Origin of the sequence: Congregibacter sp., from assembly GCF_965660375.1 — a bacterium.
Lineage (GTDB): Bacteria > Pseudomonadota > Gammaproteobacteria > Pseudomonadales > Halieaceae > Congregibacter.
In genome coordinates this window covers 90,823-105,374 of record NZ_CBFHZO010000118.1, presented here as the reverse complement: position 1 = coordinate 105,374, position 14,552 = coordinate 90,823, and the positions used below count along the sequence as shown (strand labels likewise).

Sequence of the window (14,552 nt, the reverse complement as noted above, 5' to 3'; positions counted from 1 at the left end):
GTGTCTGGGCGTCAGACAACCTCGTAGCGGGCTCACTTGTTCCACTGGTAGCGCCCATGGGTAATCAGATTTCTAGGAGGTCCGCTTCTTTTGCCGTGAGCATTTCCTCAACGCGCGCAACAAAGCTGTCCGTCAGCTTTTGGATCTGGTCCTGCCCTCTGCGCTCATCGTCTTCGCTAATCTCCTTGTCCTTCACCAGATCTTTGAGCATCCCCATGGCGTCTCTGCGGGCATTGCGGATGGACACGCGGGCTGCCTCCGCCTCACTGCGGGCCTGCTTGATGTAGCCCTTACGCGTCTCTTCCGTCAGCGCAGGCATGGGAATGCGAATAACCTCCCCGGCCGTTGCGGGATTGAGGCCCAGATCTGACTTCATGATGGCGCGCTCGATGTCAGGAATCATGGATCGGTCCCATGCCGTCAGTGCCAGTGTCCGGGCGTCTTCCACATTGACATTGGCAACTTGATTGAGCGGGGTATCGGAGCCGTAGTAGGACACCTTGATGCCATCAAGCAGACTCGGGTGAGCCCTGCCTGTGCGTATCTTGTTAAAGTTTGTGCCTAGCGCTTCCAGGCTGTTTTGCATCCGGGAATCGGCGTCTTTTTGAATATCTTCAAGCACTTCTTTGTCTCCAAAAAACCAGCGGTCTATTCTATCAGCGTTCCGTCATCGCCTCCCCGGACGATATTCAGTAAGGCTCCGGCTTTTTCCATCTCGAATACGCGCAAGGGGATTCGGTGATCCCGACACAGACAGATAGCCGTGAGGTCCATGACTTCCAGCTTGCGATCGAGCACTTCGTCATAACTCAGGCGGTCGTAGCGCACAGCATCAGGATCCTTCATGGGGTCCGCAGAATACACACCGTCCACCTTCGTGGCTTTGAGAACAACGTCCGCCTCAACCTCGATACCCCGTAGACAGGCCGCCGAATCCGTAGTGAACATGGGGTTACCGGTGCCGGCACAGAAAATCACCACATCACCGTTAGAGAGCGCGCGGATCGCCTTGCGACGATCGTAGTGATCCACCACACCGCTCATGGGAATGGAGGACATTACCTGGGTGGCAATGTTGGAGCGCTCCAGAGCGTCCCTGAGAGCCAGGGCATTCATCACTGTAGCGAGCATACCCATGTGATCGCCGGTGACGCGATCCAGCCCCGCCGCCTGCAAGGCAGCCCCCCGAAACAGGTTACCCCCACCCACAACGAGACCGACCTGAACGCCAATACCCACCAGCTGCCCGATCTCCAGGGCCATCTGGTCAAGTATCTTGGGGTCTATGCCAAAGCGCTCACTGCCGGTTAAAGCTTCGCCGCTGAGCTTCAGCAATATGCGTTTATATTTTTTCTCGACACTTGCCTTGTTCATGGATATTCCTCCCAGCGCGCAAGTCTACTAAAAATACCGAGCTGCGCGGTGCCGAATCCTGTTTATGGGTACAAAAAACGGGGCCTGAGCCCCGTTTCGATGTTCCTGATTGACCTCAGCTCTTGAGCTGCGCCGCCACTTCGGCCGCAAAGTCCACCGTTTCCACCTCGATACCCTCGCCTACTTCAAAGCGAGAGAAAGATTTCACGCTTGCACCAGCGCTGCTCACGAGCTTACCCACCGTGGTGTCAGGATCCTTAACAAAGGCCTGATCGACCAGGCTGTTCTCCGCGAGAAACTTCTTGATGCGACCACCGATCATCTTTTCGACAATTTCCGCAGGCTTGCCGGACTCCAGGGCCTGAGCGGTGTAGATTTCTTTTTCCTTCTCCACCAGTTCCGCGGGCATGTCCGTCGGGTTGACCACCTGAGGGTTAACCGCAGCCACGTGCATGGCGACATCCCGGGCCAAATCCTGATCGCCGGCCTGCAGCTCCACCAGTACCGCAATGCGGTTGTTGCCGTGGACATAGGCTCCCACCACGCCGTCTTCTGCGTTAGTGAGGGCCACGCGGCGCACGCCGATGTTCTCGCCAATTTTCTGCACCAGCGCTTCCCGCGCTTGCTCAAGACCGTCGGCCATCAACGCAGCAACATCCGTCTCGCGGGTTTCAAACGCGCGATCTACGACCTGCGAAACAAATGCAAGAAAGCTGTCGTCGCGAGCGACGAAGTCCGTCTCGCTGTTTACCTCAACCAGTACACCGTAGCTGCCATCGTCTGCAACGCGAGCCGACACGATACCGTCGGCAGCGGTACGACCCGCCTTTTTCGCAGCTTTCATACCGCTAGACTTACGCAGCTCTTCGATAGCCGCGTCAATGTCGCCATTGGCTGCGCTCAGCGCTTTTTTACACTCCAAAAGTCCGAGACCTGTGCGCTCCCGGAGTTCCTTAACCTGTGAAGCTGACATGCAATATTCTCCCGTCGGGGCGCCGTCTCCCGGCGCCCATTTGGATTTTCAACAATGTGGATCTTCAGATCACCATGGGTGATCTGACGGACATACCTGCTTAAGCGTCCGTAGTGGCTTCGGTCTCTGCCGCAACGGTGGGCTCTACTGCCGCTTCCGGTTCTGCAGCTTCCGCAGCAGCGGGCTCTGCAGCGGCCGCTGCCTCCTCGACAAACTCATCCTTCACAGGAGCAGCGCCACCGGCTTCTACTTTACCGGCGATACAGGCATCAGCCACGGCCGTCACGTAAAGCTTGATGGCGCGAATAGCGTCATCGTTGCCTGGAATCACGTAATCAACACCGTCGGGATCACTGTTGGTGTCTACAACACCGATCACAGGGATACCCAGCTTGTTGGCTTCAGTGATCGCGATGCGCTCATGGTCCACATCTACAACAAACAGCGCGTCGGGAAGACCACCCATGTCCTTGATACCGCCGATGCTGCGCTCCAGCTTTTCCATCTGGCGAGCACGCATCAGGGCTTCCTTTTTAGTCAATGCTGCAAAGGTGCCATCGGACTGCTGAGACTCAAGCTCACGCAGACGCTTGATGGATGCACGGATGGTCTTGTAGTTAGTGAGCATTCCGCCCAGCCAGCGATGGCTGACATAGGGCATGCCGGCACGCTCTGCCTGCTCTTTCATGATCTTGCCTGCAGCACGTTTGGTGCCCACAAACAGGATCTTGTTTTTGGACCCGGAGAGTCGCTTGACCATATCGAGCGCTTCGTTGAACGCGGGTACGGTGTACTCGAGGTTAATAATGTGGATCTTGTTGCGGTCACCAAAGATGTACTGGTCCATCTTGGGGTTCCAGTAGCGGGTCTGGTGACCGAAGTGTGCTCCAGCCTGGAGCAGGTCTCGCATGCTTACCTGTGACATAAAATTACCTGATTTTTAACGGGTTAGTCTTCCACACACCCCAACTGCAAACCCTCTAAACGGTTCGCTGACGCTAATCAGGAGCAGTTCAGGTGGCACCCTGCAGAAGGTTGTGGCATGCGGGCGTCGTTGGCCGCTCGGGAACACCCCTAATACGGCGGCGCGCTTTATAACACAAGGCACAGCACAACTCCAGAAAAACTGCCGATCAGGTGCCTGATTGTCAGACTTAGGCTACAATGGGCATTTTTGCGGGTCGTTTTCGAGCTGCCGCGTTCCCATCGTCCAAAGTAGGTCTCGAGGGACGCAAGGTGCCCGGGGAGTATCGCGGGCAGAAACACCCGGGCAAATCACCCTAAAGAATCATCCGAAAGAGCCAAGAATGTCTGTATCGATCAAAAGCGAAGAAGAGTTCGCGCGAATGCGTGTTGCCGGCGCGATGGCCGCCGAAGTGCTCGAAATGATCAAGCCCCGGGTCGTCCCCGGGATCACCACGGGAGAGCTGGATCAAATCTGCCACGACTACATCACCGATACGCTGGAGGCCATACCTGCGCCCCTCAACTACAACGGCTTCCCGAAATCCATCTGCACCTCCGTTAACGAAGTGGTATGCCACGGCATCCCCTCTGATAACAAAAAGCTTCGCAGTGGTGACATCATCAATATTGATGTCACCGTCATCAAGGATGGTTACCACGGCGATACCAGCATCATGGTGGGCGTAGGCGATGTGCTCCCCCACGCGGAGCGCCTGATGGCGATCACCCAGGAGTGCCTGTACAAAGCGATTGCTCTGGTAAAGCCCGGCGCCCGCCTCGGCGATATTGGCAGCGTTATCCAGCAATACGCCGAGAGCAACTACTACTCGGTAGTTCGGGAATACTGCGGCCATGGCATCGGAAAAGTCTTTCACGAAGATCCCCAGGTGCTCCACTACGGACGGCCCAATACGGGGCTGGTGTTACAGCCCGGCATGACCTTTACCATCGAACCCATGATCAACGCGGGGAAGCGTCATACCAAACTGAACGCCAGGGATGGCTGGACAGTCACCACCCGGGACGGGCGCCTGTCCGCCCAGTGGGAGCACACCCTGGGCGTTACCGACGATGGCTGTGAGATTTTCACGCGACGTAGCGACGAGACGCTTTGACCGAAAATGGACGCCGCCGTCTCCGAAGCCCCTGCCGATTTTGACCTGGAAGCCATCCTCCGGGAGGGTGCTGACGCAGGTCTCATCCCCGGGTTACGGGATGTGCTGCAACAGGCATCAACACGATTGGACGAGGATTTCCGGAAGGGACGCAGCGCCGGAGAGCTACTCCGTGCCCGGGCGACCCTCATCGATGATGTACTTCGTCACGCCTGGAATAGTCTCGAGCTAACCGTAGAAGGAATCGCTCTGGTTGCTGTGGGCGGCTACGGTCGTGGCGAGCTCCACCCCCACTCGGATATCGACCTGCTGATTCTTCGCGGCGGAGACAACGAGGGCGACAGTAAAAGGCTGGAGAATTTTCTGACCCTCCTCTGGGACCTGGGCCTTCAGATCGGTCACAGTGTTCGCAGCGTTGAAGAATGCATCACTCAGGCCCGGGATGATGTCACGGTGCTCACTAATCTCATTGAGGCGCGGCTCCTTTTAGGCGAGGCGAGCCTGCTGGACGCCGTGGCCCAAGGCACCCAGGACAGCAAAATGTGGGCGCCGGATGCGTTCTTTAAAGCCAAGCTCAGGGAACAGGAGGCGCGTCACGCCAAATTCGGGGACACAGAATACAGCCTCGAGCCCAATGTAAAGGGTTCCCCCGGTGGACTGCGGGATTTGCAGTTGATCGGCTGGCTGGCCCAGCGACATTTTGGCTGGAGATCGGCTGCAGAGCTCACCGATAACGAGTTCCTCACCGAGGCGGAGGCGACCACGATTATTCATGGCCAGGAATTTCTCTGGCGTGTCCGCTATGCCCTGCACATGATCACCGGCCGCGAAGAAGACCGGCTTCTGTTTGACCACCAGAGAGAGCTGGCGCGAATCTGGGGTTTTGTAGACAGCGATAAGCTGGCGGTAGAGCAGTTCATGCAGCTCTACTATCGCTGGGCCCTGGCGCTGTCCCAATTGAATGAAGTGCTCATGCTGAGCTTTGACCAGGCTGTACTACAGGCGGGGAACCCCGACACTGTTATTGACATCAATGATTGGTTTGAGCTGCGCAACGGGTACATCTGTGCAAAACGAGAGTCTGTTTTTGAGGAGTACCCGGGGGCACTGCTGGAGGTATTTCTCCACGCGGGCAATAACCCCCAGGCTTCCGGTATTGCCGCGGAAACCATCCGCCTTATCCGCGAGAACCGGCACCTCATTGATGACGACTTCCGGCAAAACCCAACCCACAAACAGCTGTTTCTCGAGGTCTTGAGATCCAACAACCGCCTCACCCGGCAGCTCAGACGTATGTCGCGTTATGGAATACTGGGGCGTTACCTACCGGCCTACGGCCAAATCGTCGGCCAGATGCAACACGACCTGTTCCACAGTTACACCGTGGATGCCCACACGCTGCAGGTGATCGAGAATATCCGTCGTTTTCTCAAGCCTGAGAATGATGAGCGGTTTCCCGTCACCAGCCGCGTTGCCCGGCGTTTACCCAAAATTGAGCTTCTGTACATTGCCGGCCTGTTCCACGACATCGGCAAGGGACGCGGGGGTGATCATTCGGAGCTCGGGGCTGTGGACGCCCGAAACTTCTGTGAAGAACATGGTCTCGGGCGTCGCGATAGCAACCTTGTAGAATGGCTGGTGCGCAACCACCTGTTTATGTCAGCGGTCTCCCAGCGCAAAGATATTTCTGATCCAGATGTTGTTCAGGAATTCGCTCAGCACGTGGGAGACCAGAATCGTCTCGATTACTTATTCGCTCTTACCGTTGCCGACATCAACGGCACCAACCCGAAGCTCTGGAACGCATGGCGGGGCAGCCTTCTGAGACAGCTTTACACCGAGAGCAAGCGTGCGCTGCGCCGGGGCCTCGAGAACCCGGTGGACAAGCAGGAGTGGATTCAGGAAACCCGGGACGCTGCGGCAAAAATCCTCGAGTATCGCGGTTTTACCGAAAGCGAACTGTCAGCATTGTGGCAGGAACGGGGCGAAGACTATTTTCTGCGGGAAAAGGCGGAAGACATCGCCTGGCACACGGAAGCCATTGCGGACCACCAGGAGCGGGGTCAGCCGCTGGTACTGGTGCGCAACGGCGTGGAGTCCAGCGTTGCCAACACCACGCAGATCTTTATTTATGCCCGCTTTGATATCGGCGCCTTTTCCCGCACCTGCTCGCGGCTGGAGCAGCTGGACCTGAGTATTCACGATGCGCGGATTTACCACGGCAGCGATGGCATGAGTCTCGACACCTACTTTGTCCTCGATTCCAGTGGCAATGCCGTAGAGGATGTGGATCGCCTGCGGCATATCACAAGTTACCTGAGTGACAAGCTGGCACCGGAGACCAACGCAAGCTTCATCCCCTCCAGGCTGACACCCCGCCGCGTGCGCTCTTTCCGTCTCGATACGGAAACGAACATGCGGATTGATCCCGTGCGTGAAGTATCGGTGCTGGAAGTCATTTCCCTGGACCGGCCGGGGCTTCTTGCGCGCATCGGTGAGGTCTTTGTGAAATATGGCGTGATCTGTGAAGCGGCAAAAATCCAAACCCTTGGGGAGCGGGTGGAAGACGTCTTTTTCGTCACCGACACAGAGCAACAGCCCATTCGCGACGCGGCGCTTGCAGAAAAAATTCAGGCCGCTATCCGGGATACCCTCGACGCGCAAGAGTCACATTAAAGAGCCCCGATGACGTGAATCCGGACCTGGCCCTCCTCAAGCCTTACCCCTTCGAACGCCTGGCAAAGCTCCTTGAGGGAGTTTCCCCTCCCGGTGACCGCCCTCTGCTGCGCCTGTCCATCGGAGAGCCTCAGCATGCACCGCCTGAAATTGTTCTCACGGCGCTAAGGGACAACCTGGACCTTCTGTCCAGGTATCCAACAACCCGAGGAGACTTTGCCCTGAGAGAGGCTCAGGCGGACTGGGTGTGTCGACGCCACGGGTTGAGGGTAGACCCCGATCGTGAAGTGCTGCCTGTCAATGGCACCCGGGAAGCCCTCTTTGCTATCGCCCAAACCTGTGTGGGGCACGCGCAGAATGCTTTGGTGGGCTCACCTAACCCCTTCTACCAGATCTACGAAGGCGCGGCCCTGCTCGCCGGCGCCCAGAGTGTGTTGCTCAATACCGTGGAGGAGACAGGTTTTCTTCCGGATCCCGACACGCTTTCCAAAGAGAAATGGGACGCCATGCAGTTGCTCTACCTATGCTCACCGGGCAACCCCGCGGGTGCGGTGATGGATAAAGCGTTGCTCCAACGCTTTATCGAAAAAGCGATGAAGCATGATGTGATACTGGTTTCTGACGAGTGCTACTCCGAAATCTACCCTGATGAGTCCACCCCGCCCACGGGACTCCTCGCCGCCTGCACCGCCATGGGCCTTGATGACTTCCAAAACTGCATCAGCATGCATTCCCTGTCCAAGCGCTCAAACCTCCCGGGGCTGCGCTCAGGATTCGCCGCTGGTGATAAAAACATACTGGCAGAGTTCCTGCGTTACCGCGGTTATCACGGTTCCGCCATGCCGCCCCACCATCAGCTTGCAAGCGCTGTTGCCTGGAGCAATGAAGAACACGTCAGGGAAAACCGTGACCGCTATCGGGAAAAGTTTGCTGCCGTGCGGGAGATCCTTGCGCCCGTGCTACCCCTGAACAATCCCGGAGGCGGCTTTTATCTCTGGCCCACCGTGCCCCTGGATGACGAAACCTTTACACGCCGTCTCTACAGCGAAGCTGGCGTGCTGGTGCTGCCCGGCAGCTATCTCAGCCACGAGGTGGATGGGGTGAACCCCGGCAGCGGCCGAGTGCGCATGGCGCTGGTGGCTGAACTGTCGGATTGCATCGATGCGGCCCAGCGCGTTGCTGCGTTCGTAGCTACCCTGTGACTAGCCGCGAAGGTCATAGCCCCGGCATCTGGCCCCCTAAAACCACGCCATGCTGAAAGCGGAGCGGGCAGCCTACATTCTGCAGCGGCTTCAGGAGCTCTACCCTGAAACGCCACCACCCCTGGATCACAGCGATTCCTTTACGCTGCTCATTGCGGTCCTCCTCAGTGCCCAATGCACGGACGAACGCGTGAATCAGGTGACCCCCGCATTGTTCGCCCATGCGTCTACGCCCCAGGCAATGCTCACCCTCACGGTGGACGAAATTCGCGACATTATCCGTCCCTGTGGATTATCGCCACAAAAAGCCAAGGCGATTGCCGGTCTGTCACGAATATTGATGGAGGAACATCAGGGACTGGTACCTCCCGATATGGAGGCGCTGGAGCGTCTGCCCGGCGTTGGTCACAAAACTGCAAGCGTCGTGATGTCCCAGGCTTTTGGGGTGCCAGCGTTTCCGGTGGATACGCATATCCACAGGCTAGCTCAGCGCTGGGGACTGAGCTCGGGGAAAAACGTCACCCAAACAGAACGGGACCTTAAAACGCTGTTCCCCCGGGAGTATTGGAACCGCCTCCATCTCCAGATTATTTTTTACGGGCGGGAGTTTTGCAGCGCCCGGGGCTGCGACGGACGGGTATGCGAGATCTGCCGCCACTGCTATCCCAATCGCAAGAATCCAAAGCTTACCCGCAAAGCTTAGGATATTTGCTATATTCCCCGCCCTTTTCCAGGGGGTTATCGCAATGGCAATCACGCTTTATGGCATCGGCAACTGCGACACCGTGCGCAAGGCGACGCGGTGGCTGGACAGCAACGACATAGACTATCGCTTTCACGACTTTCGCAAGGACGGGCTGGAAGAAGCCACGGTAAAAAAGTGGCTGCAGTCTGAGGACTGGGACAAAGTCATTAACCGGCGCAGCACGAGCTGGAAAGCACTGCCTGAGACGGAGCGGAAGAACATGGATGCAAAAACCGCGGTCGCGGCGGCCCTGGCCACCCCCACGCTAATAAAACGCCCGGTATTGGAAAGTAACGGCGTACTGGAGTTCGGTTTCAGTGAATCCCGCTACGACGCGCTGCTGAAATAGTCGTGCTTAGCATCGTCTAAACGACAAAGCGATAGCCTTGCAGCGCAATCGCAGAATCATCGCAAAACCACAGCAACAGCAATTAAGAGGAGTTTAAAGGATGGACGCATATGCATTGGGGCTAGGCCTGGGAACGCGGGATCGCGAGGGCAACTGGCTCGACGTGTTTTTCCCCGCGCCTATGCTCAAGCCCGCGCCCTCCCTAGCCAGCTGTCTGGGCGGTCACCCCTCTGATCAGCTGTTGAGCCAGGACGACCTTCAAGCCATCGCCCGCGACTGCGAGGCCGCAGGGCACAGTGATACCGCAGCCCTGGCGCGGAAGATGGCACAGAGCGGTCAGCCCGCGGTGGCGGTGTGTCTGACGGAGGATAGCGCACCGGATACCGTGCCCGCCGCCTATCTGAAGCTGCACCTGCTGTCACACCGGCTTCTGAAGCCCCAGGAAACAGCACTGCAGGGTGTTTTTGGCGTCCTCCCCAATGTCGCCTGGACTGACCAGGGCGCCGTCGCGCTCAACGAACTGGCCGACCGGCAATTGGATGCGCGACTTCGCGGCGCGGTGCTGGAAGTGAGCTGCGTCGACAAGTTCCCCAAGATGACCAACTACGTTGTCCCGGGCGGAGTCCGCATTGCTCACACCGCCAGGGTGCGCCTGGGCGCCTATGTGGGCGAAGGTACAACGGTCATGCACGAAGGCTTTATCAACTTCAATGCAGGCACCATCGGCCCGGGCATGATCGAAGGGCGGGTATCTGCCGGGGTGATCGTCGGCGCGGATTCTGACCTCGGAGGCGGCAGTTCCACCATGGGAACGCTTTCCGGCGGTGGCAACATAATCATTTCTGTTGGTGAGAAATGTCTCATTGGCGCCAATGCAGGCATCGGCATTCCGCTGGGTGATCGCTGCATCATTGAGTCGGGGCTCTATGTCACCGCAGGCACCAAGGTAACCATGCTGGATGCCCAGGGCTCCGTCACAGAGACCCTCGCCGCACGGCAGCTTCAGGGGATGTCGGATCTGCTCTTTCGCCGCAACAGCCTCAATGGCGCCGTCGAGTGCCTCACCCATAAAACCGCGGTTCAGCTCAACGCCGAACTCCACGCCAACGACTAAGAGACACCTCTCCCATGCCCTCGACAACGTCTTCGCCGAACGACGACAGCACTCTGGAACTGGCCTGTGAGCTCATTCGCCGCGCGTCAGTCACTCCCGAAGATGCCGGCTGTCAGGCTCTGATGATGGAGCGTCTTGACGCCCTGGGCTTTCATTGCACGCCCCTGCCCTTTGGTGACACCGAGAATTTCTGGGCCCAATGGGGCAGCAGCGGCCCCTTGCTGGCGTTCGCGGGACACACTGACGTAGTGCCGCCCGGCCCACTGGACAAATGGGACAGCGACCCCTTCGTCCCCACGGTTCGCGACGGCATGCTTTATGGCCGCGGTGCAGCAGACATGAAAGGCAGCCTCGCCGCTATGATCACGGCCTGCGAAGATTTCCTGAGGGGTTGTGAAGCCGCCGGCAACACGCCCCGAGGGCGCATCGGGTTTCTCATCACCTCCGATGAGGAGGGTCCCGCAACCCACGGTACCGTGCGCGTCATGGATTGGTTGGCGGAGCAGAAGATCACCATCGATTACTGCCTGGTCGGGGAGCCCTCCAGCGCCGACCGCCTTGGCGACACCATAAAGAACGGTCGCCGGGGATCCTTGAACGGCGCGCTAAAGATCCTCGGGAGACAGGGCCACGTAGCCTATCCGCAACACGCGGACAATCCGCTCCATCGCGCCCTTCCCGCACTTGGGGCGTTAGTCACGCGGCAGTGGGACACAGGCAATGAATACTTTCCTGCGACCAGCTTTCAGATCACCAATTTGCACGGCGGCACCGGCGTCACCAATGTCATTCCCGGACATGCCGATGTGCTCATCAACTTTCGCTTTTCCACGGAGCAGACCGCGGAGCAATTGCAGGACGCCGTGGAACAAACGTTTAAAGAGTATGGCGTGAACGTTGAGATTCAATGGACGCTGAGTGGCAACCCCTTTATCACCGGTGAGGGCGCTCTCACCGACGCCTGTGAGGGAGCGGTCAGGGATGTTGTCGGCATAGCTACGAAGTTATCCACCAGCGGCGGCACCTCAGACGGCCGCTTTATCGCGCCCTATGGCGCACAACTGGTGGAACTTGGCCCCATCAATGCCAGCATCCACCGCATCAACGAGCACGTGCGGGCGGCGGATCTGGCAAAGCTGTCAAAAATGTATGAGGGCATTCTCACCCGCTTGCTGAACACCCCCTAGACAGCCCCAGGGGCGAACATCAGCTCGGATAGTGAAGATCGGCGCGGAGCGCCTCCATTTCCCGGGCCACCACCTTACGGTTGTGATCGCCAGACACCAGCAACCATTGGTCCGCATCATCGCTGATCGCGGCAAGACTCTCGGCAACGACCACGTCAGCCTCCATCCAGAGTTTTTCCGGCACGATGTTCACATCAAAGTCCGCCATGGTTTCGCGGCTGTGGATTTCTGAACGCGTATACCCCGGGCACAGACACTGCACTCGCACACCCTGCTCTTTCAGCTCCTGGCGCAAGGCGCGGGTAAAACTCACCAGGAAAGCTTTTGTGGCGCCATAGACTGCGACATTGGGGGTACTTACCAGCCCCGCTACGGATGCCACATTGATCACCGCCCCGCTGCCCTGCTCAATCATCGCAGGCAACGCTGCGCGGGTAAGCACCATGGTGGCCTCGTTATGCAGACGCAACATGCCAAGCTCATTATCCAGGTCACTACTTGCGTAGGGCCCGATGGTGGAGTATCCGGCGTTATTGACCAGAAGGTCCACGGGGGGCCCCTGGCGGATAGCTTCGACAACGCGCGCCTGGCCCTCGGTCGTTGCCAGATCCGCGTCCAGGGTTTCCACCTTACATTGCCCCTCCAGGGCCCTCGCCAGTTCCTGAAGACGCTCCCCGCGACGGGCAACTACCACCATACTATCGCAGCGTCCTGCGAGCTGACGCACATAGGCATCGCCGAGACCGGCCGATGCGCCGGTGACCAGGGCATGAAAACTTTTACTCACTGTTAGGCTTCCTTATTAATTGCAGTTAAAAATTATGTTTCCCGGAAAACGGGATAAACATCAAAACGAACGGCCTTACCCGTGAGGCTGTGCCCCGGTGGCGGGCCGTCTATCGCCGGCGCGCGTCGTGGTCGCTTGACCACCACGCGCTTGACATCCTGCGCTCTCGCCCACTGGAGGAGCGCCCTATCCTCCGCGCCCTGGCTAGGGAACTCACCCCCCGGCCGGCTGCTGTCAGCAGGAACGCTGCCTTGCAGCCGTTCCCCGGGATTCAGCAGCTTATGGAGGATCTGCATTTCCTTGGCAGGTGCTGCCCGGCGATCCAGGGGAAACATGGGATCCAGGTAAATCACCTCCACGGCCTCCAACCGTGACGGAGCCACTGATTGAGCGTCTTGATGATGTACGGTAATGCGATGGACGACGGATACGAGCCAGTCATCCCCGGATCCCGCTGCACGGGATAAGGCGGCTTCGAATAACGCCGCCATGACCAGATTTCGTTCACAAACCGCTACCTCACAACCAAGATCCGCGAGGAGGAACGCATCGCGACCAAAGCCCCCCGTGCCATCCAGAACCCGGGGCGCATGGGCCTGCTTCCAGCCCACAGCTTTACCCAGCAATTCGTTATGACCGGCACGCCGCCGCTGAGCCATGGTTTTGTCCGCGAAATCGACGGTGACGGGACCCGGTACGCCGCGACCGGTCAACTGAATCATGGGAACCCCGTCCGTCATTTGCAGCACTGCCTGGCCCAAAGAGAGATCTCGAGCCTGCTGCAGGGGACGCAGCAGAGGAAGACCCAGTCGCCGGGCCAGCTGCCCCGCTCTCTCGGCTTCCAGGCCCTCCTCGACCTCCGGTATTACACCCACCAGGAATCGGATTTGCCGTTTCCTCTGGGCAGGTTTTTCTCCCGCGCCTCACTGAATTCTTCGGGGGTCATGCCGAGGGTCAGGGTGGAATCATCGAACTCGATTTCCCCCTGAAGATTGAAGGCATGGTGCTTGATCCCATGTTTGTCGGTCATGCTGACATCCAAAGGCTCGGCGTCGTCGCTCGCCGAAGCTTCTCGGGATAACCAGGTACGGAGCGCGCGTAGCGGTTTCCCCATGAGCGTCAGGCCCTCCAACGATTTCGCCGCTTCTTCGCAGCCCTGCACAAACTCCCCGCTGCCGTGCTCCTCACCGGCACAGGCGCCAAAATCACCCAACATCACCTGCCCCGGCAGGGTTTTTTCAAGAATCCGCGCCAGCTCAATGGTGACGTCACCGACGATGTAACTGAATACTGTCGGGTTAACGCCCTCGGCCTGGTACAGCTCGTAGTGGCTGCCGATATGAAAGGCCGCTCGCACCACGGGCACGGTGTTGCCCCGGGATGCGGCGCGCGCCATCGCGTTGTCAGCCAGCACAAGCTGGAGAAACAGAAACAGCTCCTGGTCAGACTGGGGGTAATTATCACGATTCCACACGTAATAGCCGTCACCGGTCGTGGTGCGTGCAAAGTTGATCTCCATGCCCCGCGCTGCGAGCTTGTTGTAGACCGAATTCATGGAGTAGGACAGGCTGTTAAGCTGACTCGCCTGTTCGAAGGAGCTGAACAGCGAAAAGTCCGCGATGTCGAATAGCAGTACACCCCGCCGCTCGACAAAACTGAGGCCGTAGCGCCGGATAATTTCCTCCACGCCACGCATCACGGCGATGGACTCGTCAAGGGGATTTTCCAGCTTGATAAACGTGGGCGATACGCTGAGTCGCACCGCCACCGCAAACAGTTCATCGCGACTTTTTCGGCGACGCCCGGAAATCAGTGCGCGAATATAGTTTTCGTTTTCCGTGGCTATTTCCGGATCATCCCGGTGCGCGCAGTAGTTGCCCAAAAAGTAATGGGGTACAAAAATGACTAATAAACCGCGCTCGTCCCAGCACCAGCACAGCACAATACTTTGGCCAAGACGCCATTGCTTGCGCAGGGTCTTCTCCAGGTTCTGCAGGTTCCCCCGCTGTACGATACTGATGGGATCTTTAGACACGGTCGCCTCGCGTAATTTGAGCGATAATA

Annotated in this window: 14 protein-coding genes; 7 read left to right on the top strand and 7 right to left on the bottom strand. The window is 58.3% G+C overall.

Features of this window, described 5'->3' with window-relative positions; translation table 11 throughout:
- Positions 1-64: 64 nt before the first annotated feature.
- The 4 genes from frr to rpsB form a co-directional block, all read right to left on the bottom strand.
- Positions 65-622 carry a ribosome recycling factor gene (gene frr, locus ACTG3T_RS12145; RefSeq protein WP_439102541.1) on the bottom strand — a complete coding sequence of 186 codons (558 nt, stop codon included), beginning with the start codon at positions 620-622 and terminating at the stop codon, positions 65-67.
- Between the two features lie 26 nt (positions 623-648).
- Entirely contained in the window at positions 649-1,374 is a 726-nt protein-coding gene (gene pyrH, locus ACTG3T_RS12140; RefSeq protein WP_439102540.1) for a UMP kinase, read from the bottom strand.
- Positions 1,375-1,489: 115 nt separating this feature from the next.
- Positions 1,490-2,347: a translation elongation factor Ts gene (tsf, locus tag ACTG3T_RS12135; RefSeq protein WP_439102539.1), complete on the bottom strand. Its 858-nt coding sequence runs from the start codon at positions 2,345-2,347 to the stop codon at positions 1,490-1,492.
- A gap of 100 nt (positions 2,348-2,447) precedes the next feature.
- The gene (gene rpsB / locus ACTG3T_RS12130; RefSeq protein WP_439102538.1) at positions 2,448-3,272 is read right to left on the bottom strand and encodes a 30S ribosomal protein S2; all 825 of its coding nucleotides are present in this window, start codon (positions 3,270-3,272) and stop codon (positions 2,448-2,450) included.
- Positions 3,273-3,654: 382 nt separating this feature from the next.
- Here rpsB and map point away from each other — a divergent pair, with 382 nt between their 5' ends.
- The 7 genes from map to dapE all read left to right on the top strand — a co-directional run bounded on the left by map (position 3,655) and on the right by dapE (position 11,701).
- On the top strand, positions 3,655-4,428 hold the full coding sequence (map, locus tag ACTG3T_RS12125; protein WP_439102537.1) for a type I methionyl aminopeptidase: 774 nt from the start codon (positions 3,655-3,657) through the stop codon (positions 4,426-4,428).
- 6 nt (positions 4,429-4,434) lie between these two features.
- Positions 4,435-7,104, top strand: coding sequence for a [protein-PII] uridylyltransferase (gene glnD, locus ACTG3T_RS12120; protein ID WP_439102536.1), 2,670 nt, complete (start codon positions 4,435-4,437; stop codon positions 7,102-7,104).
- A 14-nt stretch (positions 7,105-7,118) separates the two neighbouring features.
- Complete coding sequence (gene dapC, locus ACTG3T_RS12115; RefSeq protein WP_439102535.1) at positions 7,119-8,306, top strand: succinyldiaminopimelate transaminase; 1,188 nt, start codon at positions 7,119-7,121, stop codon at positions 8,304-8,306.
- Positions 8,307-8,355: 49 nt separating this feature from the next.
- Positions 8,356-9,009, top strand: a complete 654-nt coding sequence (gene nth, locus ACTG3T_RS12110; RefSeq protein WP_439102534.1) for an endonuclease III — start codon at positions 8,356-8,358, stop codon at positions 9,007-9,009.
- Between the two features lie 43 nt (positions 9,010-9,052).
- Entirely contained in the window at positions 9,053-9,400 is a 348-nt protein-coding gene (locus ACTG3T_RS12105) for a Spx/MgsR family RNA polymerase-binding regulatory protein (RefSeq protein ID WP_439102533.1), read from the top strand.
- Between the two features lie 100 nt (positions 9,401-9,500).
- A complete protein-coding gene (gene dapD, locus ACTG3T_RS12100; RefSeq protein ID WP_439102532.1) occupies positions 9,501-10,514 on the top strand; it encodes a 2,3,4,5-tetrahydropyridine-2,6-dicarboxylate N-succinyltransferase in 1,014 nt (337 codons plus the stop codon).
- A gap of 14 nt (positions 10,515-10,528) precedes the next feature.
- Complete coding sequence (gene dapE, locus ACTG3T_RS12095) at positions 10,529-11,701, top strand: succinyl-diaminopimelate desuccinylase (RefSeq protein ID WP_439102531.1); 1,173 nt, start codon at positions 10,529-10,531, stop codon at positions 11,699-11,701.
- Positions 11,702-11,720: 19 nt separating this feature from the next.
- On the opposite strand, the gene ACTG3T_RS12090 is transcribed toward dapE, so the two are convergent.
- The 3 genes from ACTG3T_RS12090 to ACTG3T_RS12080 are packed head-to-tail and all read right to left on the bottom strand — an operon-like array spanning position 11,721 to position 14,523.
- A complete protein-coding gene (locus ACTG3T_RS12090; protein WP_439102530.1) occupies positions 11,721-12,488 on the bottom strand; it encodes an SDR family NAD(P)-dependent oxidoreductase in 768 nt (255 codons plus the stop codon).
- A 32-nt stretch (positions 12,489-12,520) separates the two neighbouring features.
- A complete protein-coding gene (locus ACTG3T_RS12085; protein WP_439102529.1) occupies positions 12,521-13,363 on the bottom strand; it encodes a class I SAM-dependent methyltransferase in 843 nt (280 codons plus the stop codon).
- Positions 13,354-14,523 (bottom strand): hypothetical protein, encoded by a 1,170-nt coding sequence (locus ACTG3T_RS12080; protein ID WP_439102528.1) that lies wholly within the window; start codon positions 14,521-14,523, stop codon positions 13,354-13,356. The genes ACTG3T_RS12085 and ACTG3T_RS12080 overlap by 10 nt, the downstream gene beginning before the upstream one ends.
- Positions 14,524-14,552 lie beyond the last annotated feature (29 nt).

Excerpts from the sequence above, each read along its gene's own strand:
- pyrH (WP_439102540.1), bottom strand. The coding sequence starts at position 1,374 with ATGAACAAGGCAAGTGTCGAGAAAAAATATAAACGCATATTGCTGAAG.
- tsf (WP_439102539.1), bottom strand. The coding sequence starts at position 2,347 with ATGTCAGCTTCACAGGTTAAGGAACTCCGGGAGCGCACAGGTCTCGGA.
- rpsB (WP_439102538.1), bottom strand. The coding sequence starts at position 3,272 with ATGTCACAGGTAAGCATGCGAGACCTGCTCCAGGCTGGAGCACACTTC.
- map (WP_439102537.1), top strand. The coding sequence starts at position 3,655 with ATGTCTGTATCGATCAAAAGCGAAGAAGAGTTCGCGCGAATGCGTGTT.
- glnD (WP_439102536.1), top strand. The coding sequence starts at position 4,435 with ATGGACGCCGCCGTCTCCGAAGCCCCTGCCGATTTTGACCTGGAAGCC.
- nth (WP_439102534.1), top strand. The coding sequence starts at position 8,356 with ATGCTGAAAGCGGAGCGGGCAGCCTACATTCTGCAGCGGCTTCAGGAG.
- ACTG3T_RS12105 (WP_439102533.1), top strand. The coding sequence starts at position 9,053 with ATGGCAATCACGCTTTATGGCATCGGCAACTGCGACACCGTGCGCAAG.
- dapD (WP_439102532.1), top strand. The coding sequence starts at position 9,501 with ATGGACGCATATGCATTGGGGCTAGGCCTGGGAACGCGGGATCGCGAG.
- dapE (WP_439102531.1), top strand. The coding sequence starts at position 10,529 with ATGCCCTCGACAACGTCTTCGCCGAACGACGACAGCACTCTGGAACTG.